Source organism: Streptomyces sp. NBC_00223, from assembly GCF_036199905.1.
Lineage (GTDB): Bacteria > Actinomycetota > Actinomycetes > Streptomycetales > Streptomycetaceae > Actinacidiphila.
Genome location: NZ_CP108109.1, coordinates 4,221,117 through 4,247,459, shown reverse-complemented (window position 1 = coordinate 4,247,459; position 26,343 = coordinate 4,221,117). Strand labels below are relative to the sequence as shown.

Here is a 26,343-nt window from a genome sequence, read left to right as displayed (position 1 = left end):
GTCACGCTCCGCCCTTAGCTCATCAGCAGTCTGCCACTAATGCACTGCGCGCAGTACCCATTCCGTCACTCTCCATCGTCACGTGCATCAATTCCTTGCAGATGCACGTGCAGACGCTCTTGCATCGCGGGGTACTGATCCATGAGCATGGTGGCTGTGCAGATACTTCGGGGGCACGTATGAGGGCTGAGGCCGCGGCCGTGCTGGAGCCGTTATGGCAGGGTGTGCTCGCGCCCGAGCGGCTCGCCGCCGGCAACGGAGCGACCTGCGAACTCCCCGCCGCCCTCGAATCGGTGCGCGAAGCACGCCAGTTCACCCGCAGTACGTTGCAGCGCTGGGACCTTTCCGGGCTGCGCGACTCCATGGAGCTGGTCGCCTCCGAACTCGTCACCAACGCGCTGCGCTACGCGGTGCCGGTCGGTACCGCCGGCGCGCCCGTACGGCTGAGCCTGGTCCGGTGGACCTCACGGGTGGTGTGTGCGGTGCGTGACCCCAGCGGGGTCGCGCCGGTCACCAAGGACCCCGATTTCGTGGCCGAGACCGGCCGCGGACTGCACCTGGTCGACTCGTTCAGCGAGAACTGGGGCTGGCACCCGCTGAGCGGGGCCGGAAAAGTCGTCTGGGCACTCTTCCTCGCGCCCGGCGGCGGCCGGGATTAGCGGCCGACGGCCGGGATTACCGGCCCTTATGTCGCCATTACTTCCGACCGTTACAGCGCAAGATGGTCGAATTCGCCTGCCTTCACACCGATGATCATCGATTCGATCTCGGCCCGGGTGTAAATCAGCGCGGGACCGTCCGGAAAGCGTGAATTGCGCACGGCGACCTCGCCGTCGGGCAGCGCCGCGAACTCCATGCACGTTCCATTGGCATTGCTGTGGGCGCTCTTCTGCCAGACCGCGTCCGCAAGGTCCGCTGCGGCCATTCCATTGTGCGTCCGGCGCATCAGCCACTCCTACCAAGTGCCTTGTCTGGTACCGGAGATGATAACTCGTAAGGGAGGCACGTGCATGTGCACGTGCATGTGCACGTGCAGTCACGCGGGGTGATCTTCAGGGGGGACCGTACAGCCCGTCCGGGGGGCGGAAAACCACGACGGATACGCCCGTTCGGTCGGATACGATATTGACAGTCCGTAGACGCTTTATTCACTCCGCGCAACGAAATGGGAGCAGCCTGCAATGGCTCGTCACCTCATCACCTCCGCCCTGCCCTATATCAACGGGATCAAGCACCTGGGCAACATGGTGGGGTCCATGCTCCCGGCGGACGTCTACTCGCGGTATCTGCGCCAGCGCGGCCACGAGGTGCTCTACATCTGCGCGACCGACGAACACGGCACTCCCGCCGAACTCGCCGCCAAGGAGGCCGGACTGCCGGTCGACGTCTTCTGCGCCCAGGCGCACGACGCGCAGAAGGCGATCTACGACGGCTTCGAGCTGTCCTTCGACTACTTCGGCCGCAGTTCCTCGGCGCAGAACGTCGACATCACCCAGCGCTTCGCCCGCCGCCTCCAGGAGAACGGCTTCATCGAGGAGCGGGCGATCCGCCAGGTCTACTCGCTGACCGACGAGCGCTTTCTGCCCGACCGCTACATCGTCGGCACCTGCCCGCACTGCGGCTACGACAAGGCGCGCGGCGACCAGTGCGAGAACTGCACCCGGGTGCTCGACCCGACCGATCTGATCGACGCGCGCTCGGCGATCAGCGGCAGCAGCGCCCTGGAGGTCCGCGAGACCAAGCATCTCTTCCTCCTCCAGTCGAAGCTGGCCGGCGAGGTCGAGGCGTGGATCGACGCCAACAGCGAGGACTGGCCGACCCTGGCGTCCTCGATCGCCCGCAAGTGGCTCACCGAAGGGCTCCAGGACCGGGCGATCACCCGCGACCTCGAATGGGGTGTCCCCGTCCCCGCCGACACCTGGCCCGAACTGGCCGCCGAGGGCAAGGTCTTCTATGTCTGGTTCGACGCCCCGGTCGAGTACATCGGTTCCACCAAGGAGTGGGCGGACGCCGCGCCCGCCGGCGAGACGCGGGACTGGAAGTCGTGGTGGTACGAGGCGGACGACACCGTCCGCTACACCCAGTTCATGGCGAAGGACAACGTCCCCTTCCACACCGTGATGTTCCCGGCGACCGAGCTGGGCACCCGCGAGCCGTGGAAGAAGGTCGACTTCGTCAAGGCGTTCAACTGGCTCAACTACTACGGCGGGAAGTTCTCCACCTCGCAGCGCCGCGGCATCTTCACCGACGCGGCCCTGGAGCTGCTGCCGGCCGACTACTGGCGCTACTTCCTGATCGCCAACGCGCCGGAGTCCGACGACACGTCCTTCACGTGGGAGCTGTTCGCGTCCTCCGTCAACAAGGACCTCGCCGACACCCTCGGCAACTTCGTCAACCGGGTGCTGTCCTTCTCGCGCAAGCGGTTCGGGGACGAGGTGCCCGCGGGCGGCGTCGCCGGGGACGCCGAGGCCAAGCTCGGCGAGCAGATCGCCGGGCTGCTCGCGGAGTACGAGGGGCATCTGGAGGCCGTCCAGTTCCGCAAGGCGGCCCAGTCGCTGCGGGCGCTGTGGAGCGCGGGCAACTCCTACCTGGAGGAGAAGGCCCCCTGGCTGGAGATCAAGACGAATCCCGAGGGCGCGGCGCTCACGCTGCGCACGGCGATGAATCTGATCCGGCTCTACGCGGTGGTCTCCGCGCCCTTCATCCCGTCCTCCGCGGCCGCCATGCGGTCGGCCTTCGCGCTGCCCTCGGACGACGCGCCCTGGATCACCCCGGAGGAGGCCCGCGCCCTCACCGCGGTCCCGGCCGGCACGCCCTTCACGGTCCCCCCGGTCCTCTTCGCCAAGATCACGGAAGAAGACCTCGACTCCTACACCACCCGCTTCGGCGGCGACCCCGAAGTAGCTGCGTAGTCACGCTGCTACGTACGGTACTGTCTGATCACGGGAGACGGATATGCCCAGGAGGCCCGCGATGACGTGGACGGATGTCCTGAACGGCAAGGCCGAGCACATGGCCACGGATCTCGAGGGTTTCAAGGTCGAGGTCGTAGGGGGGCGGATCATCGTGACGCCGCAGAGCAATGTGCAGAGCTGGACCATCTTCGAGGTCCATGACGCCCTGCGTGCCGCCGGAATCGGCCGACGGCAGATCCTGTCCGACGTGCTGTTCACCTTCCCCGGCGAGGGCGGCCGTTGCCCGGACATCGCGGTCGTGGAGGAGGGAGCCGCGACGCCGTACTCGTACGAGGATCTGCTCGCCGCCGTGGAGATCGTGTCCACGAAGGAGGACGTCAACGACTACGAGATCAAGTTCCTCCAGTACGCGACCTACGGCGTCCCCGTCTATCTGCTCATCGACCCCTTCCGCGCCGAGTGCCTGCTCTACACCCGGCCCGAGGGCGGCACGTACCAGAACCACCAGAAGTTCATCTACGGCGAGACCGTCCCCCTCCCCCTCCCGGAGGGCATCACGGTCGCCATCCCGACAGAGGAGTTCCAGCGCAAGGACTGACACGCCGGCGCAGGCACGCGGCTGCCCGTGGCGGGCGCACCCGCGCGTGGATGCTGCGGACCGCCGAAAAAACGAGCCCCGCCGGCGACTGAGGCGACAGACCAGCCCCGCCGGCGATTGAGGCGGAGGAGAAGCCGGGCCGGCGGGGCGGGTCGAGGTGGGCGGGGGAAGCGGACCGCGGGTCAGGGGGTCTTGGGGGCCGGCCTGCGCAGCTGAATGTGCAGCTCGCGCAGCCGCGCCTCCTCGACCTCCGAGGGCGCCCCCATGAGCAGATCCTGCGCGTTCTGGTTGAGCGGGAACGCGATCGTCTCCCGGATGTTGGGCTCGTCCGCGAGCAGCATGACCATACGGTCCACGCCCGGCGCGATCCCACCGTGCGGCGGCGCGCCGAAGTGGAACGCCCGCAGCATGCCGCCGAATTCGGCCTCGACCGTCTCCCGCGAGTACCCGGCGATCTCGAACGCCTTGTACATCACCGCGGGTTCGTGGTTCCTGATGGCGCCGGAGGACAGCTCGATGCCGTTGCAGACGATGTCGTACTGCCAGGCCAGGATGTCCAGCGGGTCCTTGGTCTCCAGCGCTTCGAGCCCGCCCTGCGGCATCGAGAACGGGTTGTGCGAGAACTCGATCGCGCCGGTGTCCTCGTTCTTCTCGAACATCGGGAAGTCCACGATCCAGCAGAAGCGGAAGACGTTCTCCTCGAAGTGGCCCGCGCGCTTGGCCGCCTCGACCCGCACCGGCCCCATGATCTTCGAGACCTCGTCGAACTCGCCGGCCCCGAAGAAGATCGCCGTGCCGGGCTTGGCCCCGACCGCGGTGACGAGCGCGGCCACGTTCTCCTCGGTGAGGAACTTCGCGATCGGCCCGGTGAGCGCGTTGTCGTCGCCGACCCGCACCCAGGCCAGGCCCTTCGCGCCGAGCGAGACCGCGTACTCGCCGAGCGAGTCGAAGAACTTGCGCGGCTGCTCGGCCGTGTCGGGCACCGCGAGCGCGCGGACGTGCTTGTCCGCGAAGGCCTTGAAGCCGGATCCGGCGAAGATCGCGGAGACGTCGACGAGCTCCAGCGAGGTGCGCAGATCGGGCTTGTCGTTGCCGTACTTGACCATCGACTCGCGGAACGGGACCCGCGGGAAGGGCGAGGTGACGGTACGGCCGCCGCCGTACTCGTTGAAGAGGTCGGTCATGACCTTCTCGATGACCCCGAAGACGTCCTCCTGCTCGACGAAGCTCATCTCGACATCGAGCTGGTAGAACTCGCCGGGCGAGCGGTCCGCGCGGGAGTCCTCGTCACGGAAGCAGGGCGCGATCTGGAAGTAGCGGTCGAAGCCGGAGATCATCAGCAGCTGCTTGAACTGCTGGGGGGCCTGCGGCAGCGCGTAGAAGCGGCCGGCGTGCACCCGGGAGGGCACCAGGAAGTCACGGGCGCCCTCGGGCGAGGTGGCCGACAGGATCGGGGTGGCCATCTCGTTGAAGCCGAGCGCGGTCATCTCGCGGCGCAGGAAGGAGATGACCTGGGTGCGCAGCATGATGTTGCGGTGCATGCGCTGGCGGCGCAGGTCGAGGAAGCGGTTGGTGAGCCGCATCTCCTCGTTGGCGTTGTCCTCGGGGAAGACCGGGAACGGCAGCGGGTCGGCGGCGCCCAGCACCTCCAGGGAGGTCACCTCGACCTCGACCTCGCCGGTCGGCAGCTCCGGGTTGACGTTCTCCGCCGAGCGGGCCACGGCCCGGCCGTCGACGCGGACCACGGACTCCTTGGACTGGCCGCTGAGCTGGTCGTACACCGCGGAGCCGGGGCGGACGACGAGCTGGGTGAAGCCGTAGTGGTCACGCAGGTCGACGAAGAGGATGCCGCCCAGATCGCGGCGATTGTGCAGCCAGCCGGACAGGCGGACGTCGGAGCCGACGTCGGTGGCGCGCAGTTCGCCGCAGGTGTGGGACCGGTACCGGTGCATCATTCGTCCTCGACGCTGGTGTGGTTCGGGATGGGGGGTGGCCGGGCCAGCGGCCTCGCACAGCCTACCGGCGCGCCGGGCCGGTGCCCCATCGGTATACGTTGCCCCACATCGGGTCAATCCACATAAACTGTAAAAATGCGCACCGAGGACGTCCTTGCGGCAGTGGGCTGCGGCCTGTGGCAGTGGGACTGGTCGACCGGCACCGCGACGCTGGACAACCGGATGGTCCGGCTGCTGGGACTGTCCGGCGGTGCCTGCACGATCGCCACCTCGGCCGTCAAGGAGCGTCTGCACGCCACCGACTACGCGAGCCTGGCCTGGGAGATCTCACTGGCCAGGGCGGACGGCACGGTGGCCGAGGCGCCGGTGCGGGTGGTGGACGAGGAGGGGGCCGTACTGCGCACGCTGCGCATCCGGGTGCGGCCGCAGGGGAGGCTGGTCTCCGGCACCGCCTGCGAAGTGCGCGCTTCGGCGGACGACACCACGGACAGCCGCAGCTGGGGTCTGCGGCGCGCCCGGGAGGCGTTCCTGCTGGACGCCGGGCGCGCGCTCGCCGAGGCGGATTCCACGGCGGAGGTGCTGCGGGTGGCGGCGACCCTGTCGATGCCCGGCTTCACCCCGGACGGGCTGGCCGTCTTCGCGGTGACCGGCGACCGGCTGACGATGATCGGTCACCACGGGCAGGAGTCCGTCTCGGCTTTCATGATGGACATGCCGCTGACCACCGACTATCCGGCCGCCGCGGTGGTCCGCGCCGGGCAGGCGGTGTACCTGCCGAGCCCGGAGTCGTACGAGCAGCGGTTCCCGGTCACCTGGCCGATGGTCAAGCCGTACGGGCGCAGGTCGTGGGCGTATCTGCCGCTGGTGGTGGCCGGGGTCACGATCGGCGCGTGGATGGCGGCCTTCCGCGACCCGGTGGAGTTCACGCCGGACGAGCGCTCGGTGCTGACCACCGTCGCCCGGATGCTCGCCCAGGCGCTGTCCCGCGCCCATCTGCACGAGTCCGAGCGGGCGCTCTCCGACGGTTTGCAGCGGACGATGCTGCCGGCCCGCGAGCCGGGCATCACCGGTATGGCGGTCGCGGCCCGCTACGTCCCCACCGGCGGCGGCCTCCAGGTCGGCGGCGACTGGTACGACGTGATCGCCCTGCCCTCGGGCCGTACCGCGCTGGTGATCGGCGACGTCCAGGGCCATGACGTACGGGCCGCCGGGCTGATGGGCCAGCTGCGGGTGGCGCTGCGCGCGTACGCGGCCGAGGGGCACGGGCCCGACGCGGTGCTCTCCAGGACCTCCCGCTTCCTGGCCGGCCTCGCCGAGGAGTCCCAGACGGACGACGTACGGTTCGCGACGTGCCTCTATCTGGAGGTCGACCCGGCCGACGGCACTCTCGACGTCGCCCGGGCCGGCCACCCGGAGCCGGCGATCCGGCTGGGCGACGGCACGACGATCATCCGCCGTACGCCCGGCGGTCTCCCGCTCGGTGTCGCGCCCGACACCGACTACCCCACCACCCGGCTGGTCCTGGAGCCGGGTGAAGTGCTGATGCTGTGCACCGACGGGCTGATCGAGACCGGCGGCCACGACCTGGAGACCGGCTGGGACCGGCTGCGGCAAGTCTTCGAGAACGGCAACGCCGACGATCTGGAGGGGCTGGCCGACTCCATGGTCCGGGCCGTGCACGGCCCGGCCTCCCATCACACGACCGGCCCGCTGACCGACCGCCGCGAGGACGACATCGCCCTCCTGCTGCTGCGGCGTGACCCGGACGGCCCCACCTGCGCGGTCCCGGTCCGCCGTACGGTCATCACCGTCGCGCAGTCCGACCCCGGGCTGGTCCACTCGGCCCGGGAGGACATCCGGGAGCTGCTGCACGACTGGACCTCGCCCGACCAGCTGGAGTCCGCGGTGCTGCTGGTCTCCGAGCTGGTCACCAATGTGCTGGTGCACACCGACGACGAGGCGGTGCTGATCGCCCACGTCACCGGGATGCCCGGCACCCGGCGGCTGCACATCGAGGTCGCCGACCGCTCCGACGAGATGCCGCACCGGCGCTCCCCCGGCGAGATGGCCTCCTCCGGCCGCGGTCTGCTGCTGATGGAGGAGCTCGCCGACTCCTGGGGGGTCGACCCCCGAGGCGACGGCAAGTGCATCTGGTTCGAGCTCTACGAGGTCAGGCAGCAGTCCGAGCGGTGAACCGCCGGGCGGCGACCGGGCTCACTTCCCGTACGGGGAGTCCGCGGGGATCGTGCCCAGCCGGCCGGCCTGGAAGTCGTCGAAGGCCTGGGCCAGTTCGGCGTGGGTGTTCATGACGAACGGGCCGTACTGCATCATCGGCTCGCGGATGGGCAGGCCGCCGAGCAGCACGACCTCGAAGTTGGGCGAGCGGGACTCCTGGGTCTCCGCGGCCCGCAGGGTGAGCGCGTCGCCCTTGCCGAAGACGACCGCCTGGCCCATCCGGAACGGACGGGACTCGGGACCTGCGAAGCCGCGCCCGGCGAGCCCGTAGGCCAGCGCGTTGAAGTCGGCCCGCCAGGGCAGCGTGACCTCGGCGCCGGGGCTGACCGAGACATGGATCATCGTGATCGGGGTGTGGGTCGAGCCCGGACCCGGGTGGCCCCCGAGGTCGCCCGCGATCAGCCGGATCAGCGCGCCGCCGTCGCCCGAGGTGAGCAGCTTGAGGCCGTCGGCCCGGATGTCCTGGTACTTGGGCGCCATCATCTTGTCGGCCTTGGGGAGGTTCACCCACAGCTGGAGGCCGTGGAAGAGGCCGCCGCTCATCACCAGCGACTCCGGCGGCGTCTCGATGTGCAGCAGCCCGGACCCGGCGGTCATCCACTGGGTGTCGCCGTTGGTGATGGTGCCGCCACCGCCGTGCGAGTCCTGGTGGATGAAGGTGCCGTCCATGATGTACGTGACGGTCTCGAAGCCGCGGTGCGGGTGCCAGGGGGTGCCCTTGGGCTCTCCCGGCGCGTACTCCACCTCACCCATCTGGTCCATCATGATGAACGGGTCGAGGTGCCGGTAGTCGATGCCCGCGAGGGCGCGGCGGACCGGGAAGCCCTCGCCCTCCAGGCCGCTGGGCGCGGTGGTGACGGCCAGCGCCGGGCGCGGCCGCGCCTCGGCGGGCGCGGTGACCCGCGGCAGGGTCAGTGGGTTCTCTACGGTCACGGCGGGCATGACGGCCTCCTTCAGGATGCTTCGCGTCCAATTTAGTTGAAGGCTTAACATCTAGCAAGGCGTGACTATTCCGTCACCCACTTCCGGGGGGAGACGGCTCAGCCGTACATCCGGCGCATGGTGAAGTCGACCATCTGCTCGACCGCCTTGGCGTCGAAGACCATCCGGTGCTGCCCGTCGATGTCGAGCACGAAGCCGTACCCGGTCGGCAGCAGGTCAAGCACCTCGGCCCCGGTGATCACGAAGTACTTGGACTCCTTGCCCGCGTACCGGCGCAGCTCCTTGAGGGAGGTGAACATCGGGATGACCGGCTGCTGGGTGTCGTGCAGCGCCAGGAAGCCCGGGTTCTCACCGCGCGGGCAGTACACCTTGGAGGTGGCGAAGATCGCCTGGAAGTCCTCGGCCGACATCGAGCCGGTGGTGAAGGCGCGCACCGCGTCGGCCAGCGACGGCGGGGACGGCTCGGGATAGGCGGGCGACGGCTCCGGATAGCCGCCGGACATGGGTGCGGACCCCGGGACCGGGCCGCCGGGACCGGCGTTCACACTCTGCTCGTAGCCGTACACGGCCCCCAGCCTAACGAAGCCCGCAACCGCCGGGACGAGTAAGTCGTCACATCGACCGGGCGAGGGGTTGCGTCTTATTACCGACGGGTAGCATGATTTTGTACGACCACTTGTCCCCTTCACCCCCCGATTCACACCCCCGACCGGTTGTGACAGCAGCAGCAGCGAGACGGAGCCGTCGTCATGGGCCACTACAAGTCGAACCTCCGCGACATCGAGTTCAACCTCTTCGAGGTCCTCGGCCGCGACCAGCTCTACGGCACCGGTCCGTTCGCGGAGATGGACGTGGAGACCGCGAAGGACATCCTCGGTGAGCTGGCACGCCTGGCCGAGACCGAGCTGGCCGAGTCCTTCGCCGACGCCGACCGCACCCCGCCGGTCTTCGACCCCGAGACCGGCACCGCGCCGCTCCCGGAGAGCTTCAAGAAGAGCTACCGGTCCTTCATGGCGGCCGAGTACTGGCGGCTGGGGCTGCCCGAGGAGATCGGCGGCACCACCGCGCCGCGCTCACTGATCTGGTCGTACGCGGAGCTGGTGCTCGGCGCGAACCCGGCGATCTGGATGTACTCCTCGGGCCCGGCCTTCGCCGGCATCCTCTACGACGAGGGCACCGAGGAGCAGAAGAAGATCGCCGCCCTCGCCGTCGAGAAGCAGTGGGGCTCCACGATGGTCCTCACCGAGCCGGACGCGGGCTCGGACGTCGGGGCCGGCCGCACCAAGGCCGTCGAGCAGGAGGACGGCAGCTGGCACATCGAGGGCGTCAAGCGCTTCATCACCTCGGGCGAGCACGACCTGGCCGAGAACATCATCCACTACGTGCTGGCCCGTCCCGAGGGCGCGGGCCCCGGCACCAAGGGCCTGTCGCTGTTCATGGTCCCCAAGTACGAGTTCGACCCCGAGACCGGTGAGCTGGGCGAGCGCAACGGCGTCCACGCCACCAACGTCGAGCACAAGATGGGCCTCAAGGCGTCGAACACCTGCGAGATGACCTTCGGCGACAAACACCCCGCCAAGGGCTGGCTGATCGGCGGCAGGCACGACGGCATCCGGCAGATGTTCCGGATCATCGAGTTCGCCCGCATGATGGTCGGCACCAAGGCCATCGCCACCCTGTCCACCGGCTACCTCAACGCGCTGGAGTACGCCAAGGAGCGGGTGCAGGGCCCGGACCTGGCGCAGTTCATGGACAAGACCGCGCCCAAGGTGACCATCACCCACCACCCCGACGTACGCCGCTCGCTGATGACGCAGAAGGCGTACGCCGAGGGCATGCGCGCCCTCGTCCTCTACACCGCCTCCGTCCAGGACGCGATCCAGGCCGCCGAGGCCGCGGGCGAGGACGCCGGGCAGCTGCACGGGCTCAACGATCTGCTGCTGCCGATCGTCAAGGGCTACGGCTCGGAGAAGTCCTATGAACAGCTCGCCCAGTCGCTCCAGACCTTCGGCGGCTCCGGATACCTCCAGGAGTACCCGGTCGAGCAGTACATCAGGGACGCCAAGATCGACACCCTCTACGAGGGCACGACCGCGATCCAGGGCCAGGACTACTTCTTCCGGAAGATCGTCCGCGACCAGGGGCAGGCGCTGACCGGCCTGAGCGAGGAGATCAAGAAGTTCCTCGCCGAGGCCACCGGCGGCGAGGAACTGGCCGCCGCCCGCGACCAGCTCGCCAAGGCCGCGGTGGACCTGGAGGCGATCGTCGGCACGATGCTCGCCGACCTCGCGGCCACCGAGCAGGACGTCCGCTCCATCTACAAGGTGGGGCTGAACTCCACCCGGCTGCTGCTCGCCTCCGGCGACGTGGTGATCGCCTATCTGCTGCTGCGCGGCGCGAGCGTGGCCGCGGCCAAGCTGCCGGACGCCTCGCCGAAGGACGCCGCCTTCTACACCGGCAAGATCGCCGCGGCGAAGTTCTTCGCCACCGACATCCTGCCCGGTGTCGGCACCCAGCGCGCGCTGGCCGAGGCCGTCACCCTGGACGTCATGGACCTGCCGGAGGAGTCCTTCTGACCCACGGCCCCGACGCCGCCAAGAACAGCGCGGGAGGGGGAGCGGAAGAGGGTTGGAAGAAGAGTCCAGGAGTGCCGTCACCCGTCCGGTGACGGCACTCCGGCATCCCTGTGGGTCGTCCCGGCGGCCGAATCTATGCTGGCGGTCATGAACCCTCAGCACCTTCAGCACCATGGCTTCGACCGCACCCACACCGATGATCTCGCCCTGTTCGTCCAGGCCGGCCCCTCTCCGTACCACGCGGTGGCGGCCGCGGCGGCGCGGCTGGAGAAGGCCGGGTTCCGTCAGGTCGAGGAGTCGGAGCGGTGGGAGGGCGGGCCCGGCGGCAGGTACGTACTGCGCGGCGGCGCGATCGTCGCCTGGTACGTGCCGGAGGGCGCGCGGCCCGAGACGCCGTACCGGGTGATCGGCGCGCACACCGACTCGCCGAACCTGCGGGTCAAGCCGCGCCCGGATATGGGCTCCGCCGGCTGGCGGCAGGTGGCCGTGGAGGTCTACGGCGGCCCGCTGCTCAACAGCTGGCTCGACCGCGATCTGGGCCTGGCCGGGCGGCTCAGCCTGCGCGACGGCTCCGCCGTGCTGGTGAACGTGGACCGGCCGCTGCTGCGGGTCGCCCAGCTCGCGATCCACCTCGACCGCGGGGTCACCGACAACGGGCTGCTGCTGGACAAGCAGCGGCACCTCCAGCCGCTGTGGGGGCTGGGCGAGGCGGACGACGGCGATCTGATCGACTTCCTCGCCGCCGAGGCGGGGGTGGCCGCGCGCGAGGTCGTCGGCTGGGACCTGATGACGCACGATGTGCAGCCGCCCGCGTATCTCGGCCGGGACCGCGAGCTGTTCGCGTCGCCGCGGCTGGACAATCTGCTGTCCGTGCACGCCTGCGTGGCCGCGCTCGCCGCGGTCGCCACCGGACCCGCCCCCCTGCCGTACATCCCGGTGCTGGCCGCCTTCGACCACGAGGAGAACGGCAGCGAGTCCGACACCGGCGCCCAGGGGCCGCTGCTGGGCAACGTCCTGGAGCGCTCGGTGCTGGCCCGCGGCGGAACGTCCGAGGACCGGCTGCGGGCGCTGGCCGGTTCGGTCTGTGTCTCCTCCGACGTCGGCCACGCCGTGCACCCCAACTACGCCGAGCGGCACGACCCGACGCACCACCCGCGGGCGAACGGCGGGCCGATCCTCAAGACGAACGTCAACCAGCGCTACGCCACGGACGGAGCCGGGCGGGGGATCTTCGCCGCCGCGTGCGAGCGCGCGGGCGTGCCCTTCCAGCACTTCGTGTCCAGCAACGCGATGCCGTGCGGGACGACCATCGGTCCGATCACGGCCGCGCGGCACGGCATCACCACCGTCGACATCGGTGTCCCGATCCTGTCGATGCACTCCGCCCGCGAACTGTGCGGCGCCGACGACCCGTTCCTGCTGGCGAACGCGCTCAAGGCGTTCCTCCAGGGCTGATTGCCGGACCCGCGACGCGGCGGCAGCGTGGACATCGGGGACCGGGGTAGGCGAGCCGATGACCGCATGACCGTCACATCGACTGAGGGAGGCGGGCGTTGTGGGCATCGGAGGCTGCATCATCCTGATCGCGATCGGCGCGATCGTCACTTTCGCCACGGACTGGCACGCGAAGGGCGTCAACCTGGATCTGCTCGGCCTGATCATGATGGCCGTGGGCATGATCGGACTGGCCGCCTATGTGAGCATCTTCAAACGCCGGCGGATACCCCCGACGGCGGACGGCGACGTGCCGCCCGTCGTGGAGGAGCGCTACTACCCGGGCGGCCGTTACTGAGCCGGTGACTCCCGCGGCCCTTCGTCCATGCCGGCGAGCACCAGGGCCAGCCGGGAGTCGCCGTCCACCGTGATCCGCACCGGAACACCCCAGTCCTGCTGATGCACATGGCAGGCCGGATATTCGTTGTCAGCGTCGTCGTCGCAGGAGGCGGCCATCGCCGAGACATGCAGCACACCCTCGGGCACCGAGGGGTCGAGGACGAGGTCACGGAACAGATCCGTGCCCTTGCCCGCGCCCTCCGCCAGCAGCTCCGGCGGGGTGGCGCCGACCAGCAGCCGGGTCGAGGGGCCGTACCGCTCGTCCAGCTTCTGCCCGGCGGGCGCGGAGAAGACCACGTCCAGCCGGAAGGCCCCGGCCGTGACCTCGGTGGCGGCCCGCTGCGTACGGTGGGCGACCGGCTCCACGCGCACCGCCTCCTCGGGCAGGTGCAGCCGGGTCAGCCGGTGCCGGGCGGACTCCACCACCACGATGTCGTCGTCCACCACCATCGCGTCGGACGGCTCGCGCAGATCCGTCGCCAGCGTGGTGACCTCACCGCTCACCGGGTCGTACCGCCGCAGCGCGTTGTTGTACGTGTCGCTGACCGCGACCGAGCCGTCCGGCAGCGCGGTGACGCCCAACGGGTGCTGGAGCAGCGCCTGTCCGGCCGGGCCGTCACGGTGGCCGAAGTCGAACAGCCCCTTGCCGACGGCCGTACGGACCACATGGCCGTCGCCGTCCGTGGCCCGCTCGACCCAGCGCAGCGCCGAGGTCTCGGAGTCGGCGATCCACAGCCGGGCGTTCTCGCCCTCGCCGCCGGTCGCGGACAGCCCGGACGGCTGCGCGAACCAGGCGTCGCCCGCGCGCCCGTCGACCAGGCCCTCGTTGGTGGTGCCCGCCGCGACCTCGACCCGCTCGGTGGCCGGGTCGTACGTCCACAGCTGGTGGACGCCGGCCATCGCGATCCACACCCGGCCGTCGAACCAGGCCACGTCCCACGGCGAGGACAGATCCACCTCGCGGGCCGGACCGGTGGTCGGCGAGCCCTGCCACCACTGCTTGCCGGTACCGGCGACGGTGGTGACCCGGCCGCTCTCGACGTCCAGCCGGCGCAGCGCGTGGTTGACCGTGTCGGCGACGATCACGCTTCCGTCGGGCAGCAGCGCGAGGCCCTGCGGTTCGCTGAACCGGGCGGTCGCCGCGTCCCCGTCCACCAGCCCGCGGGTACCGGTGCCGATCCGCCGTACGACGCTCTCGCCGTCGGCGGCCAGCTCCACCAGCGCGTGCCGGGTGGAGTCCGACACCAGGTAGTGGCCCGAGCCCGGCAGCGCGACGCCCTTGCCCGGGAAGCGCAGATCGGTCGAGACCGGCTCGGGCGGTACGTAGGGGCCGTCGCCGCGCCGCAGCGTGCCCTTGGCGGCGTGCTCCTGCTCCAGCCGGGTGATGAGCTTCTCCAGCGCGTGCGCGTGGCCCTCGCCCGCGTGCTGCGCGACGACGTATCCCTCGGGGTCGATGACGACCAGCGTGGGCCAGGCCCGCACCGCGTACCGCCGCCAGGTGGCCAGCTCCGGGTCGTCGAGCACCGGGTGGTGCACCTCGTAGCGCTCCACCGCGTCGACGACCGCCTGGTGCTCCGCCTCGTGCACGAACTTGGGGGAGTGCACACCGACGATCACCAGGGTGTCCCGGTGCCGCTCCTCCAGCTCCCGCAGCTCGTCGAGCACATGCAGACAGTTGACACAGCAGAAGGTCCAGAAGTCGAGGATCACGATGGATCCCCGCAGGTCGGCGAGGGTGGGTTGGTTCTCGCCTGTGTTCAGCCAGCCGCCCTTGCCGATCAGCTCGGGGGCCCGGACGCGTGCACGTGCAGTCATATCCCCATCCAACAGCATCACCGGGGGTAGGCATTCCCTCATGAAATACGTGGTGCGGGAGAAGATGTTCGCGATCGGCGACGACTACTGGATCGAGGACGAGTCCGGCCGCCGGGCGTTCTTCGTCGACGGCAAGGTGCTGCGGCTGCGGGAGAACCGGGAGAACACAGACGCGTCGATGCTGATCGCCATCGCGGTGTGCGTCGACCGTCTGGTGGAGCGCGAACACGAAGAAAAAGAGCACGGGGAGAGGTGAATCCGGCGGCCGCGCGCCCCCGGCCTCCCCCGGCCCCCGGTCCGGCCGCGATCCGCCGCGGCCGGACCGGCTACGGCGTCGGCAGCCCCAGCACGCGATCGCGCAGCACCGGAAAATCCGCCCGGGTGGCCGTCACCCGGGCGGGGTCGATTTCGACGGTCAGCACCTGCTCGCCGGGGCCCGCCTCGGCGAGCACCTCGCCCCACGGGTCCACCACCATGCTGTGCCCGGCCTGCTCCACCCCGGCGTGCGTCCCCGCCGTGCCGCACGCCAGGACATACGCCTGCGACTCGACGGCCCGCGCCTGGACCAGCACCCGCCAGTGCGCCAGCCGCCGGGCCGGCCACCCGGCGGGAAGCACCAGCATCTGCGCCCCGGCGGCGGTCAGCAGCCGGAACTGCTCGGGAAAGCGCAGGTCGTAGCAGGTGGCGAGGCCGAGCACGGTCTCCGGGAGGCGCGCGGTGACGATCCGGGTGCCCGCCGACATCAGCACCGCCTCGCCCTCGTCGAAGCCGAAACGGTGGATCTTGCGATAGGTCGCCCGCAGCTCTCCGTCGGGTCCGAAGAGCAGCGAGGTGTTGTAGAGCGATCCGTCCAGGTCGCGTTCCACCACCGAACCGGCGTGCAGCCACACCCCCGCGGCGCGCGCGGCGGCGCCCATAGCGGTGGCTGTCGGGCCGTCAACCGCGCGTTCCGCGGCCGCCGCGAAGTCGTCAACGGCGAACGCGCCGACCGGCCACAGCTCCGGCAGCACGACAAGATCCGTGCCCACCTGGCCGCGTACGAGAGCCGCCACTCGGTCCCGGCGGTCGCCGGCCGACTCCTTCGGGTCCACATCGATCTGCATCAGCGTTGCGCGCATCTGTACACCGCCCATACGTTGGGTCGTCAAGCCGGGCCTACCATCGTCACTCGAAAGCACTGCGTGGGCGCCCGCGCGCAGCGTAACTTAGGCGCCAACCACCACGACCGCGCACCGACCGTCGAGGGGTCCCGTGACCGTCCACAGCAAGCTCCAGCCGTACATCGACGCCTGGACCCACTCAATAGAGTCCATCAACGAACTGGTGTCGCCGCTGACCGAGGGGGAGTGGAACCGCCCCACGGAGTGCCCCTACTGGTCGGTACGTGACGTCGTGTCCCACATCATCGGCTTCGAGTGCGAGCTGCTGGGCGATCCCCGTCCGATCCACAGCCTGCCCAGCGATCTGCGGCACATCACCAGTGAGACCGCCCGCTACACCGAGGTCCCGGTCGACATCAGGCGGCACCACACCGCGCCCGAGATGACCTCGGAGCTGGAGTACACGATCATCCGCCGCTCCCGGCAGCTGCGGAACGAGTCCCGGCAGCCCGACGCCGACGTGCGCGCGATCAGCGGCGGGCAGACCACCCTCGAAGACCAGTTGTGGGGGCGGGTGTTCGACGTGTGGGTGCACGAGCAGGATCTGCGCCGGGCGCTCGACACTCCGGGCAACCTCGCCTCGCCCGCCGCCGTGTTCGCCCGCGACCGGCTGCTGGGCGCGCTGCCGAAGCTGGTCGCGCACGACGCGGGGGCCAAGCCCGGCTCCGCGGTGGTCTTCGACGTGCACGGCCCGCTGGAGTTCATGCGGACCGTACGGGTCAACGCGGAGGGCCGCGGTTCCATCGACTCGGCGGTCTCGCTCGGCCCCGCGGTGACCTTCGTGGTCGACTGGGAGACCTTCCTGCGGCTGCTCGCGGGCCGGGTCAAGCCCGCGGCGGTCCGTGACGAGCGGCTGAAGGTCGAGGGCGACCCGGAGTTGGCGGAGTCGATCCTGGCCAATATCGCGGTCACCAACTGAGCCACCGCGGAGGCCGGTTGGGCCTCCGCGGTCGCCGACCGCGCGTCCTCGGGGTCCGACCGGGCCGTCGCGGTCGCCAACCGGGGTGAGGGACCAGGAGAGTTGAGGGAAGGCCGGTCATTGTACGGGCAGTGACCGGCCGACCACGCAGGACCGGGGTTCCCGGTGGGAGAGCGGGGGCGGGCGAGTAGGGTGAGGCGCACTCACCCGCACCGCTTGAACGCCGGCGCCCGCACGCCACCCGCGTACGCCGCCGGCAGGTCAACGCCCCGGCACGGCGGTCGGCTCGCGGGCCCCGCCATGAGGTACCGACTGATGTCAGCCCAAGGCTCTCCGTTATCCGGCCCGTCGGCCTCCGCCGCGCCCGTTCCGGACGGCGGTTCGCGTGAGCGGTCCGCCGTCCGGACGGTGGGACCACCGCTGGCCGCCGCCATGGCGGCGGGCGCGGCCTGCGCCTGGGCGGCGGTCCGCGCGACCGCCGGGGACCGCCCGGTGGTCACCGCCGCGGGCGCGCTGGCCGCGGTACTGCTCGGCGTCGCCGTGGCACTGGCCATGTCCCGGCACCGGCTGACCCGTGAACTGCGCCACCGTACCGACGCGTTGCGCGCCGAGGCGGCCCGTACGGCCACCGCGCACGCCGTCGCGGCCAAGCGCGCGGCGATCGAACTCGACGCGGCCCGGCGGGCGGTGCGCTACGCGGAGGTGCGGCGGCGTACGGCGGCCGAGGCCGAGGCGTCGCTGCGGGCCGCGCTGCGCACGGAGACGGCCAGGGCGGCGGTGCTGGAGGGCGAGACCGCGCGACTGGCCGAGGTGACCGTGCCGCTGGCGCTGGAGGGGCTGCGGGCGGGCGGTTCGGCCGAGGACGTGCTGGCCGGGCTGCCGCGGCCCACCGGGGTCGCCCATCAGCGGCTGCTCGACGTGGTGGTCCGCGAGATCGGCGCCGCCGAGCGGATGCGGGCCGCGGGGACGGCCGCGTGCGCGACCACCGCGGGCCGGATAAGGGCGCTCACCGCGGCCACCCTGGCCGATCTGCGGCAGATGGAACGCCGGCACCGCGACCAGGTGCTCGGCGATCTGCTGCGCCTCGACCACCGCACCGCGCAGGCCGGCCGCCTGGCCGACCGCATCGCGGTGCTCACCGGGTCGCCGCCCGCCCGCAGTTGGGCCGAGCCGGTGATGATCGGCTCCGTGCTGCGCGGCGCCTCGGCCCGGATCGACGGCTGGCGGCGGGTGCGGCTGCACCCGGCCGGTACGGCGGCGGTGGCGGGTGACGCGGCCGAGGGCGTCATGCACGCGCTGGCCGAACTCATGGACAACGCCTGCGCGTTCTCCCCGCACTCCCGTGAAGTCCATGTGCGGGTGCGGGAGTCGCACGCGGGCGTGTACGTCGTCGTCGAGGACGCCGGGGCCGCGATGCCGGACGACACCCTGGCCCGGGCGCAGAAGCTGGTCTCCGGCGACCCGCTGGACGCGCGGGCGCTGTCGGGTCCGCGGCTCGGTCTCGCGGTCGTCGGCTGCCTGGCCGGGACGTACGGGCTGCGGGTGACCTTCCGGCCGTCGTCGCTCGGCGGTACGGCGGCGGTGGTGCTGATCCCGCCGGGGATCGTCACGCCGGGCGCGGTGGAGGAGCCGGGCGCCGGCGCGGGGCGGTACGCGGACGGCGGCGGGCCGGTCGCCGAGGCGGCCGGGCCCGCGGCGGGCGCCTCGGCGCAGGTGCCGGGACAGGCGGCGGGGCCGGTGCCGGGGGCGGTCCCGGGGCCCGTGGCCGGGCCGCTGCCGCGGCGGGCGCGCGGGCACTCGCTGGGCGCCTCGCGCCACGACGACCTGGCCGCCGATCCGCCGGCCGCGTGGCTGGAGCCGTCGGGGGACGGGCCGCCGCGGCCGCGGCCGCCGAGGGAAGACCCGTCGGCGCCCTCCCGCTGAGGACTCGGTCCCGCCCAGGGGTTCAGTCGCTGACCGCCGCCCGGTCCGAGCGGTGCACGCTCTCCACGCGGCTGACCGCGATCCGCTCCCGCTCCAGCCGCTCACTGCGCCGCCGCAGCCGCAGGATCTGTGTGGTGCCGACGGCCTGGAGGACGAAGACGCTGCTCCAGGCGATGCGGTAGTTGTCGCCGGTCGCGTCCAGCAGCACACCGATCGCGAAGAGCGTGATCACGGACGCGGTGAAACCGCCGATGTTGACGATCCCGGAGGCCGTCCCGAAGCGCTCGGGCGGATTGGCGGGCCGCGCGAAGTCGAAGCCGATCATCGAGCCGGGCCCACAGGCGCCGAGCACCACGCACAGCACGACCAGCAGCCACAGCGGATCGTGGCCGCCCGGCCAGCCGAGCACCACCACCCACATGACCGCCGTCGCGCCGATCACCCCGAGGGTCAGCGGCATCCTGGCCTCGTGGTGACGGGCGATCAGCTGCCCGAAGAGCATCCCGAAGACCATGTTCGCCACCACCACGAGGGTGAGCAGCCCGCCGGCCGCGCCGCGCGAGAGCCCCTGGTCCTCGACCAGATAGGGCATCCCCCACAGCAGCAGGAACACCATCCCGGAGAACTGGGTGGTGAAGTGCGCCCACATGCCCAGCCGGGTGCCGGGTTCGCGCCAGGAGTCGGCGATCTGCCGCCGTACGTAGGCCATTCCGGCGTGTTCCGCGGGCGCGGGCTCGTATCCCTCCGGGTGGTCCTTGAGGAAGACGGCGACCAGGATCAGCACGAGGGCGCCGCCCAGCGCCGTGCCGAGGAAGGTCGGCGTCCACCCTGCGGAGTGCAGCAGCCGGGACAGGGCGACGGTCGAGATCAGATTGCCCGCGACGCCGAAGAGCGCGGCGCCCTGCGCGATCAGCGGACCGCGCCGGGCCGGGAACCACCGCGAGCCGAGCCGCAGCACGCTCACGAAGGTCATCGCGTCGCCGCAGCCGAGCACCGCGCGGGCGCCGAGCGCCATCCCGTACGAGTGGGACAGCGCGAACGCCCCCTGCCCGGCGGTGAAGAGCACCGCACCGAGCATCAGTACGCGCTTGGTGCCGAGCCGGTCCACCATCAGGCCGACGGGTATCTGCATGCCCGCGTAGACCAGCACCTGGAGGATCGAGAAGGACGACAGCGCGGAGGCGCCGATGTGGAAGCGGTCGGCGGCGTCGATCCCGGCCACACCGAGGCTGGTGCGGTGCACGACGGCGACGAGGTAGACGAGGGTGCCGACGCCCCACACGAGTACGGCGCGACGCCCTCCCGGTGGGTCGCCCGGTATCGGTCTCCCGGTCACGACTCGCCCCGGGCCAGCGTCTTGACCCAGGACACATGCCGGTCCACCAGCCGCGCGGCGGTGTCGGCGGAGCCGCCGCGCAGGGCTTCGAGGATCTCGGCGTGCTCGGAGATGTTCTTCGCGACCCGGCTGGGCACGGCGTGCATGGTGGCCACGCCCATCCGCAACTGCCGGTCGCGCAGCTGGTCGTAGAGCTGGGCGAGGATACGGTTGCCGGCCGCGCGGACGATCTCGGCGTGGAAGCAGCGGTCGGCCACGGCGAAGGCGGCGAGGTCGCCGGCCTCCGCGTGGCCGCGCTGCTCGGCGAGCGAGTCCTCCAGCCGTGTGATCAGCTCGGCGGGCGCCGCGCCGACCACCTTGGCCACGGCGTACCGCTCGACCAGCAGCCGGGTCTCCACGACGTCGGCGATCTCCTGCGCGGAGACCGGCAGCACCAGGGCGCCCTTCTTCGGGTAGAGCTTGAGCAGGCCCTCCGCCTCCAGCCGCAGCAGCGCCTCGCGCACGGGCGTACGGGACACCCCGACCGCGTCGGCGAGGTCCCCTTCGGTCAGCAGCGTGCCGCCCTCGTAACTGCGGTCGAGCACACCGGACTTGACGTGGAGGTAGACCCGCTCGGCGGCGGGCGGTGACTTGGGGGCGGCGGGCGGCGCGGCGACGGTGGCATCCATGATGCGCACATCATAGATACAACATGTATCCCGGCGTAAGACGGTCCGCGATTCGGACGGTCCGCGATTCGGACGTTCCGGGAGGCGGCCCTACGATGCCCTCCGGATGCCGCCCGGTGAGCGGGCGGCGGGGGAAGGGCGGGAACGTGTCGGACACGAAAGAGCACGTGGGCGAGGGCGTGGAGGTTCCGGCGGCGGCGCGGCCGGTGCGCCATGAGCTGGTGGTCGCCCTGGTGATCACCCTGGTGGGCGTGCTGGTGGCTGGCGGCGCCTTCGGTCTGTCGCGGGAGCGGTACAAGGTGCTGCGGACCACCAGCGGCACGATGCGGCCGACCTTCCCGGCCGGTACCGAGGTGGCCGTGCGGAAGGGCGGCGGCGCCGGCGTCCGGCGCGGGGACGTGGTCTACGTCTCCATCACGGGCTGGAACCCGGACCCCATGAACACGCTGCGGCGGGTGATCGGCGTGGGCGGCGACCATGTCGTCCTGGGCGCGGGCGGCCCGCTCCAGGTCAACGGCGAGGACGTCGACGAGCCGTATCTCTACCGCGGTGTCTCCAACGGCCCGTATGCCGTGGACATACGGGTCCCGCAGGGGCGGATCTTCCTGCTCGCCGACGACCGGACCGACTCGGTCGACTCGCGCATGCACCTGTCCAAGCACGACGGAACCGTCCCGGTGGCAGAGGTGATCGGCCGGGCCCAGCCCGGTGTGAACGCGCTGGTGCCGTACTTCGTGGTGATGCTCCTGGCCGCGCTGACCGCCTTCGCGTCCCTGGTCACGTCCCTCGTCCTCTGGTCCCGCACCCGCCGCGTCCGCCGCACCCCCCGCCCCACCCCCACCGTCACCTGGGGTCCCCGGCCCTGAGCGACTCCAACAGCGCGATCTGCCCCAGGTGGGCGAAGCAGTCGTCCAGTTGGCCGCCCAGCCGGTCCGCCACGCTGTGCGCGTTCCCCAGCGTGACGCTGACCACCACCCGCCCGAGGTCTCCGTCGGGCGCGGCCGCGAGACAGCGCTCGGCGATGCCGTGCGCGGCCTCCTGGTAGGCGAGCAGCGTGGCCCCGCCGGGACTCCGGAAGGCGGCGGCCGCCGCGGCCGAGTGACCGAATCCGGTGTCGGCCGGATCGGCCGGGCGCCCGAACCGGTCCGCCCAGCCGTCGGTCAGCCAGAGCTGCGGCAAGCCGGTCAGCTCGGACAGATTGCGGTCCTGGCCCCGGGCGATGTGCCAGGCGAGCCACCCGACGCTGTTGGTGGCCGGGGTGAGCCGATGCTCCAGAGCGGTGTCGGTCAGGCCCTCGACGGCCGCGACGAACTCACGGCGGACCCGCCGGAAAAGGGTCAGCGTCAGGCTCTGCCAGCCGTGCTCGATCGTCACCGGTCCACCGGTCCTTTCGCCTGCCGCTGTGGGACAGCGCGGGCATGGGCAAGGTGGGGGGAACGTACCAGGGGGCATCGAGCGTACCGGCGAGCGCCCACGCCGATGTCTTCGTGCGGGAGTTGGGCGCGCCGAGTGGCTGAGCGGCGGCGGGGTCAGGGCCTGATGGTGCTGACCAGGTCGGCCGTCGAGACCAGGGTGGACTGGATCGTCGGCGCCAGGCCGGTGGAGGCGAGGCAGAAGCCGATCAGCGCGCAGAGCACCGCGTGGCTCGGCTTGAGCGACCGGTTGCGCATCAGCAGCACGGCCATGAGCGCCAGAAACAGGACGACGGAGACGGAGACGACCATACGGCCGATGGCAGCACAGACCGGCGGGCCCGTACGGTCAACACGCAGACGGAGGGCCGGACGTCCACACGTCCGGCCCTCCGTTCCTTCGCGCCGAAGGGCGCTATGCCCAGGTGAGCAGCCGCTTGGGCTGCTCCAGGATCGCGGCCACGTCGGACAGCACCCGTGAGCCGAGTTCGCCGTCGACCAGCCGGTGGTCGAAGGAGAGCGCCAGGGTGGTGATCTGACGGACCTTCACCTTCCCCTTGTGCACCCACGGCTGTTCCCGGACCGCGCCGAAGGCGAGAATCGCGGACTCCCCGGGGTTGAGGATCGGCGTACCGGTGTCGATGCCGAAGACACCGACGTTGGTGATGGTGACCGTGCCGCCCTGCATCGCTGCGGGCGAGGTCTTGCCCTCGCGCGCGGTGCCGACCAATTCGCCGAGGGCGGCGGCCAGTTCGGGCAGCGTCTTGTCGTGCGCGTCCTTGATGTTGGGCACGATCAGGCCACGCGGGGTGGCCGCGGCGATCCCCAGGTTCACATACGACTTGTGGACGATCTCCTGATTGGCCTCGTCCCAGGCCGCGTTGACCTCGGGGTGCCGCCTGATGGCGACCAGCAGGGCCTTGGCGACCAGCAGCAGCGGACTGACCTTGAGGCCGGCGAAGGCCGGGTCGGCCTTGAGCTCCTGGACCAGCTTCATCGACCGCGTGATGTCGAAGGTCACGAACTCCGTGACGTGCGGCGCGGTGAAGGCGCTGGAGACCATCGCCTGGGCGATGGCCTTGCGGACACCCTTGATCGGCACCCGGGTCTCGCGCGCGTGGTCACCGGCGGGGATGGCGGCGGCCACCGGTGGCAGCGGGGCGGGCGGCGCGGCGGCCGCGCGGATGTCCTCGCGGGTCACCACGCCGTTGGGGCCGGTGGGAACGACCGTGGCCAGGTCGATGCCCAGGTCCTTGGCCAGCTTGCGCACGGGCGGCTTGGCGAGCGGCCGTTCCTTGCGGTCGTGGCCGTTGAGCCCGGCGGGCGCGGGCGCCTGCGCGGCCGGCGGAGCCGTGGGCTGGGGTTCCGCGGTCGCGGGACCCTGCGCCGCGGTGGCCGACTTGCGCGGTCGCCGGGTCGTGGACGACGGCGCGACCCCGTAACCCACCAGCACCGCCTGCCGCTTGGTCTCCGGCTGCGGCTCGGGCTCCACGGTCGCGGGCCCCTGCGGGGCCGCCTGCTGCGGCACTTCGGCCGCGGGCGCGCCCCCGGCCGACTCCCCCGCGTCCACCACGATGATCGGCGTGCCGACGTCCACCGTCGTGCCCTCGTCGAAGCGGATCTCGCTGACCACCCCGTCGTACGGGATCGGCAGCTCGACGGCCGCCTTGGCCGTCTCCACCTCGCAGATCACCTGCCCGTCGGTGACCGTGTCACCGACGGCGACGTACCACTTGAGAATCTCCGCCTCCGTCAGCCCCTCGCCGACGTCGGGCATCCTGAACTCGCGAAAGCGCTGTGCCTGTGCGGTCATGACTGTCACAACCCTCTCCTCAGAACGCCAGCGCGCGGTCGACGGCGTCGAGTACGCGGTCCAGGCCCGGGAGGTACTCCTCCTCCAGGCGGGCCGGCGGGTACGGCGCGTGGAAGCCGCCCACCCGCAGCACCGGGGCCTCCAGGTGGTAGAAGCTGCGCTCGGTGATCCGGGCGGCGATCTCGGCTCCGGCGCCGTAGAACACCGGGGCCTCGTGCACCACGATCAGCCGGCCGGTCTTCTCGGCGGACTCCTGGATGGTGTCGAAGTCGATCGGAGACAGCGACCGCAGGTCCACCACCTCCAGGCTCCGGCCCTCGTTCGCGGCCGCGGCCGCCGCCTCCAGGCACACCTTCACCATCGGCCCGTAGGCGGCGAGGGTCAGATCCGTGCCCTGCTGGGCCACGACCGCCTTGTGCAGGTGGCCGGGGACGGCGGAGGTGTCGACCTCGCCCTTGTCCCAGTAGCGCCGCTTCGGCTCGAAGAAGATCACCGGGTCGTCGCACTCGATGGCCTGCTGGAGCATCCAGTAGGCGTCGTTCGGGTTGGACGGCGTGACGACCTTCAGGCCCGGAATGTGCGCGAAGAGCGTCTCGGGCGACTCGCTGTGGTGCTCGACCGCGCCGATGCCGCCGCCGTACGGGATGCGGATGACGACCGGCAGCTTGACCTTGCCGAGCGCGCGGGCGTGCATCTTGGCCAGCTGGGTGACGATCTGGTCGTACGCGGGGAAGACGAAGCCGTCGAACTGGATCTCCACGACCGGGCGGTAGCCGCGCAGGGCCAGACCGATCGCGGTGCCGACGATGCCGGACTCGGCGAGCGGGGTGTCGATGACCCGGCCCTCCCCGAAGTCCTTGTGCAGACCGTCGGTGATCCGGAAGACGCCGCCGAGCCGGCCGACGTCCTCACCCATGATGAGGACCTTCGGGTCGCTGTCGAGCGCCTTGCGCAACGACTCGTTGAGGGCCTTGGCGATGGCCATCTGGGTCATGTCAGTGCCCCTTTCCGTTGCCGTGCGCGGCCGCGTCCTCGAAAGAGGCCTGGTAGGCGGCGAACTGCGCGCGCTCCTCGTCGACGAGCGCGTGCCCGTCGGCGTAGACGTTCTCGAAGATCGCCATGGTGTCGGGGTTCGGCATGTTCCGCACACCCTCGCGCACCCGCTTGGCGAGCGCGTCGCTCTCGGCCGCCAGATCGGCGTAGAACGCCTCGTCGGCCACGCCCTCCTTGTCGAGGTGGACGCGCAGCCGCTCGATCGGGTCCTTCGACGCCCACTCCTCGCGTTCCTCGTCGCTGCGGTAGCGGGTCGGGTCGTCGGTCGTGGTGTGCGCGCCCATCCGGTAGGTGAACGCCTCGACCAGCATCGGGCCCTGACCACTGCGGGCGTGCTCCAGGGCCGCCCGGGTGACCGCGAGGACCGCGAGCACGTCATTGCCGTCGACCCGGACGCCGGGGAAGCCGTAGCCGGCCGCGCGCTGGTAGATCGGCACCCGGGACTGCTTCTCGGTCGGCTCGGAGATCGCCCACTGGTTGTTCTGGCAGAAGAACACCACGGGCGCGTTGTAGACGGCCGCGAAGGTGAACGCCTCCGCGACGTCGCCCTGGCTGGACGCGCCGTCGCCGAAGTACGCGATGACCGCCGAGTCCGCGCCGTCCTTGGCGACGCCCATGGCGTAGCCGGTGGCGTGCAGGGTCTGCGAGCCGATGACGATCGTGTACAGCTGGAAGTTGTTCTCGTTGGGGTCCCATCCCCCGTGGTTGACCCCGCGGAACATGCCCAGCAGGTTCAGCGGGTCCACGTCACGGGTCCAGGCGACCCCGTGCTCGCGGTAGGTCGGGAAGACATAGTCGTCCGGGCGGGTGGCCCGTCCCGAACCGATCTGGGCGGCCTCCTGGCCCAGCAGTGAGGCCCACAGCCCCAGCTCTCCCTGCCGTTGCAGGGTGATCGCCTCGGCGTCGAAACGGCGGGTCAGCACCATGTCGCGGTACAGGCCACGCAGCTCTTCCGGCGTCAGGTCGATGGAGTACTCGCTGTGCTCGACGCGCTCGCCCTCGGGGGTCAGCAGCTGTACGAGCCCGGGCTCGCCCCCACGGCGCTTCGCGCCACCGCGGGTGGTCCTCCCCCTGCCCTTGGCGGGGGGGCCCCCAGCGGCAGTGCTCTTCACGCTCACGTTCGCTCCTCCGTCTGTCCGGCCCCCGGGATCCGCCGGGCGACCAGTGCGGCTCACCTGGTCCGACGTGAC

General features: G+C 71.1%; 24 protein-coding genes. 11 read left to right on the top strand and 13 right to left on the bottom strand.

Annotation, left to right across the window (positions count from 1 at the left end; translation table 11 throughout):
* Positions 1-179 precede the first annotated feature (179 nt).
* Positions 180-659, top strand: a complete 480-nt coding sequence (locus OHA30_RS17915; protein ID WP_328914859.1) for an ATP-binding protein — start codon at positions 180-182, stop codon at positions 657-659.
* A gap of 50 nt (positions 660-709) precedes the next feature.
* On the opposite strand, the gene OHA30_RS17910 is transcribed toward OHA30_RS17915, so the two are convergent.
* Positions 710-946, bottom strand: a complete 237-nt coding sequence (locus OHA30_RS17910) for a DUF397 domain-containing protein (RefSeq protein ID WP_328914858.1) — start codon at positions 944-946, stop codon at positions 710-712.
* 235 nt (positions 947-1,181) lie between these two features.
* On the opposite strand from OHA30_RS17910, the gene metG reads away from it, so the two are divergent.
* Positions 1,182-2,912, top strand: coding sequence for a methionine--tRNA ligase (gene metG, locus OHA30_RS17905; protein ID WP_328914857.1), 1,731 nt, complete (start codon positions 1,182-1,184; stop codon positions 2,910-2,912).
* 61 nt (positions 2,913-2,973) lie between these two features.
* On the top strand, positions 2,974-3,513 hold the full coding sequence (locus OHA30_RS17900; protein WP_328914856.1) for a Uma2 family endonuclease: 540 nt from the start codon (positions 2,974-2,976) through the stop codon (positions 3,511-3,513).
* A gap of 182 nt (positions 3,514-3,695) precedes the next feature.
* On the opposite strand, the gene aspS is transcribed toward OHA30_RS17900, so the two are convergent.
* Positions 3,696-5,465 (bottom strand): aspartate--tRNA ligase, encoded by a 1,770-nt coding sequence (gene aspS / locus OHA30_RS17895; protein WP_328917898.1) that lies wholly within the window; start codon positions 5,463-5,465, stop codon positions 3,696-3,698.
* A gap of 138 nt (positions 5,466-5,603) precedes the next feature.
* On the opposite strand from aspS, the gene OHA30_RS17890 reads away from it, so the two are divergent.
* The gene (locus tag OHA30_RS17890; protein WP_328914855.1) at positions 5,604-7,661 is read left to right on the top strand and encodes an ATP-binding SpoIIE family protein phosphatase; all 2,058 of its coding nucleotides are present in this window, start codon (positions 5,604-5,606) and stop codon (positions 7,659-7,661) included.
* A 21-nt stretch (positions 7,662-7,682) separates the two neighbouring features.
* Here OHA30_RS17890 and OHA30_RS17885 read toward each other — a convergent pair whose 3' ends face one another.
* Both OHA30_RS17885 and OHA30_RS17880 read right to left on the bottom strand, forming a co-directional pair.
* Positions 7,683-8,645: a pirin family protein gene (locus tag OHA30_RS17885; protein ID WP_328914854.1), complete on the bottom strand. Its 963-nt coding sequence runs from the start codon at positions 8,643-8,645 to the stop codon at positions 7,683-7,685.
* 98 nt (positions 8,646-8,743) lie between these two features.
* Positions 8,744-9,211 (bottom strand): SseB family protein, encoded by a 468-nt coding sequence (locus tag OHA30_RS17880; RefSeq protein ID WP_328914853.1) that lies wholly within the window; start codon positions 9,209-9,211, stop codon positions 8,744-8,746.
* A gap of 183 nt (positions 9,212-9,394) precedes the next feature.
* On the opposite strand from OHA30_RS17880, the gene OHA30_RS17875 reads away from it, so the two are divergent.
* The 3 genes from OHA30_RS17875 (at position 9,395) to OHA30_RS17865 (ending at position 13,013) form a co-directional block, all read left to right on the top strand.
* Complete coding sequence (locus OHA30_RS17875) at positions 9,395-11,221, top strand: acyl-CoA dehydrogenase (RefSeq protein WP_328914852.1); 1,827 nt, start codon at positions 9,395-9,397, stop codon at positions 11,219-11,221.
* A 147-nt stretch (positions 11,222-11,368) separates the two neighbouring features.
* Positions 11,369-12,676 carry a M18 family aminopeptidase gene (locus OHA30_RS17870; protein WP_328914851.1) on the top strand — a complete coding sequence of 436 codons (1,308 nt, stop codon included), beginning with the start codon at positions 11,369-11,371 and terminating at the stop codon, positions 12,674-12,676.
* 100 nt (positions 12,677-12,776) lie between these two features.
* Entirely contained in the window at positions 12,777-13,013 is a 237-nt protein-coding gene (locus OHA30_RS17865) for a hypothetical protein (protein WP_328914850.1), read from the top strand.
* Here the strand turns inward: OHA30_RS17865 and OHA30_RS17860 are convergent.
* Positions 13,007-14,869, bottom strand: coding sequence for an NHL domain-containing thioredoxin family protein (locus tag OHA30_RS17860; RefSeq protein WP_328914849.1), 1,863 nt, complete (start codon positions 14,867-14,869; stop codon positions 13,007-13,009). The two genes, OHA30_RS17865 and OHA30_RS17860, sit on opposite strands and share 7 nt — an antisense overlap.
* Positions 14,870-14,909: 40 nt before the next feature.
* On the opposite strand from OHA30_RS17860, the gene OHA30_RS17855 reads away from it, so the two are divergent.
* Positions 14,910-15,125, top strand: coding sequence for a hypothetical protein (locus tag OHA30_RS17855; RefSeq protein ID WP_328918108.1), 216 nt, complete (start codon positions 14,910-14,912; stop codon positions 15,123-15,125).
* Between the two features lie 70 nt (positions 15,126-15,195).
* Here OHA30_RS17855 and OHA30_RS17850 read toward each other — a convergent pair whose 3' ends face one another.
* Entirely contained in the window at positions 15,196-15,987 is a 792-nt protein-coding gene (locus tag OHA30_RS17850; protein WP_328914848.1) for a carbon-nitrogen family hydrolase, read from the bottom strand.
* 133 nt (positions 15,988-16,120) lie between these two features.
* Between OHA30_RS17850 and OHA30_RS17845 the strand changes: the two genes are divergently transcribed.
* Together OHA30_RS17845 and OHA30_RS17840 are read left to right on the top strand one after the other, a co-directional pair.
* Positions 16,121-16,948, top strand: coding sequence for a maleylpyruvate isomerase family mycothiol-dependent enzyme (locus OHA30_RS17845; protein WP_328914847.1), 828 nt, complete (start codon positions 16,121-16,123; stop codon positions 16,946-16,948).
* Between the two features lie 408 nt (positions 16,949-17,356).
* Complete coding sequence (locus OHA30_RS17840) at positions 17,357-18,871, top strand: sensor histidine kinase (RefSeq protein ID WP_328914846.1); 1,515 nt, start codon at positions 17,357-17,359, stop codon at positions 18,869-18,871.
* A 22-nt stretch (positions 18,872-18,893) separates the two neighbouring features.
* Here OHA30_RS17840 and OHA30_RS17835 read toward each other — a convergent pair whose 3' ends face one another.
* Both OHA30_RS17835 and OHA30_RS17830 read right to left on the bottom strand, forming a co-directional pair.
* Complete coding sequence (locus OHA30_RS17835; protein ID WP_328914845.1) at positions 18,894-20,207, bottom strand: MFS transporter; 1,314 nt, start codon at positions 20,205-20,207, stop codon at positions 18,894-18,896.
* A complete protein-coding gene (locus tag OHA30_RS17830; RefSeq protein WP_328914844.1) occupies positions 20,204-20,875 on the bottom strand; it encodes a GntR family transcriptional regulator in 672 nt (223 codons plus the stop codon). Before OHA30_RS17830 ends, OHA30_RS17835 begins: the two co-directional genes overlap by 4 nt.
* Positions 20,876-21,021: 146 nt before the next feature.
* Between OHA30_RS17830 and lepB the strand changes: the two genes are divergently transcribed.
* Positions 21,022-21,741, top strand: a complete 720-nt coding sequence (gene lepB, locus OHA30_RS17825) for a signal peptidase I (RefSeq protein WP_328914843.1) — start codon at positions 21,022-21,024, stop codon at positions 21,739-21,741.
* Here the strand turns inward: lepB and OHA30_RS17820 are convergent.
* The 5 genes from OHA30_RS17820 to pdhA all read right to left on the bottom strand — a co-directional run bounded on the left by OHA30_RS17820 (position 21,719) and on the right by pdhA (position 26,271).
* Positions 21,719-22,249, bottom strand: coding sequence for a DinB family protein (locus OHA30_RS17820; RefSeq protein ID WP_328914842.1), 531 nt, complete (start codon positions 22,247-22,249; stop codon positions 21,719-21,721). The genes lepB and OHA30_RS17820 overlap by 23 nt on opposite strands.
* Positions 22,250-22,404: 155 nt before the next feature.
* Positions 22,405-22,599: a hypothetical protein gene (locus tag OHA30_RS17815; RefSeq protein ID WP_328914841.1), complete on the bottom strand. Its 195-nt coding sequence runs from the start codon at positions 22,597-22,599 to the stop codon at positions 22,405-22,407.
* A gap of 103 nt (positions 22,600-22,702) precedes the next feature.
* Complete coding sequence (locus tag OHA30_RS17810) at positions 22,703-24,100, bottom strand: dihydrolipoamide acetyltransferase family protein (protein WP_328914840.1); 1,398 nt, start codon at positions 24,098-24,100, stop codon at positions 22,703-22,705.
* 19 nt (positions 24,101-24,119) lie between these two features.
* A complete protein-coding gene (locus OHA30_RS17805; protein ID WP_328914839.1) occupies positions 24,120-25,094 on the bottom strand; it encodes an alpha-ketoacid dehydrogenase subunit beta in 975 nt (324 codons plus the stop codon).
* A gap of 1 nt (position 25,095) precedes the next feature.
* Positions 25,096-26,271 carry a pyruvate dehydrogenase (acetyl-transferring) E1 component subunit alpha gene (pdhA, locus tag OHA30_RS17800; RefSeq protein ID WP_328914838.1) on the bottom strand — a complete coding sequence of 392 codons (1,176 nt, stop codon included), beginning with the start codon at positions 26,269-26,271 and terminating at the stop codon, positions 25,096-25,098.
* Between the last annotated feature and the right edge of the window lie 72 nt (positions 26,272-26,343).

Excerpts from the sequence above, each read along its gene's own strand:
- OHA30_RS17915 (WP_328914859.1), top strand. The coding sequence starts at position 180 with ATGAGGGCTGAGGCCGCGGCCGTGCTGGAGCCGTTATGGCAGGGTGTG.
- OHA30_RS17910 (WP_328914858.1), bottom strand. The coding sequence starts at position 946 with ATGCGCCGGACGCACAATGGAATGGCCGCAGCGGACCTTGCGGACGCG.
- metG (WP_328914857.1), top strand. The coding sequence starts at position 1,182 with ATGGCTCGTCACCTCATCACCTCCGCCCTGCCCTATATCAACGGGATC.
- OHA30_RS17900 (WP_328914856.1), top strand. The coding sequence starts at position 2,974 with ATGACGTGGACGGATGTCCTGAACGGCAAGGCCGAGCACATGGCCACG.
- aspS (WP_328917898.1), bottom strand. The coding sequence starts at position 5,465 with ATGCACCGGTACCGGTCCCACACCTGCGGCGAACTGCGCGCCACCGAC.
- OHA30_RS17890 (WP_328914855.1), top strand. The coding sequence starts at position 5,604 with ATGCGCACCGAGGACGTCCTTGCGGCAGTGGGCTGCGGCCTGTGGCAG.
- OHA30_RS17885 (WP_328914854.1), bottom strand. The coding sequence starts at position 8,645 with ATGCCCGCCGTGACCGTAGAGAACCCACTGACCCTGCCGCGGGTCACC.
- OHA30_RS17875 (WP_328914852.1), top strand. The coding sequence starts at position 9,395 with ATGGGCCACTACAAGTCGAACCTCCGCGACATCGAGTTCAACCTCTTC.
- OHA30_RS17870 (WP_328914851.1), top strand. The coding sequence starts at position 11,369 with ATGAACCCTCAGCACCTTCAGCACCATGGCTTCGACCGCACCCACACC.
- OHA30_RS17860 (WP_328914849.1), bottom strand. The coding sequence starts at position 14,869 with ATGACTGCACGTGCACGCGTCCGGGCCCCCGAGCTGATCGGCAAGGGC.
- OHA30_RS17855 (WP_328918108.1), top strand. The coding sequence starts at position 14,910 with ATGAAATACGTGGTGCGGGAGAAGATGTTCGCGATCGGCGACGACTAC.
- OHA30_RS17850 (WP_328914848.1), bottom strand. The coding sequence starts at position 15,987 with ATGCGCGCAACGCTGATGCAGATCGATGTGGACCCGAAGGAGTCGGCC.
- OHA30_RS17830 (WP_328914844.1), bottom strand. The coding sequence starts at position 20,875 with ATGGATGCCACCGTCGCCGCGCCGCCCGCCGCCCCCAAGTCACCGCCC.
- OHA30_RS17815 (WP_328914841.1), bottom strand. The coding sequence starts at position 22,599 with ATGGTCGTCTCCGTCTCCGTCGTCCTGTTTCTGGCGCTCATGGCCGTG.
- OHA30_RS17810 (WP_328914840.1), bottom strand. The coding sequence starts at position 24,100 with ATGACCGCACAGGCACAGCGCTTTCGCGAGTTCAGGATGCCCGACGTC.
- OHA30_RS17805 (WP_328914839.1), bottom strand. The coding sequence starts at position 25,094 with ATGACCCAGATGGCCATCGCCAAGGCCCTCAACGAGTCGTTGCGCAAG.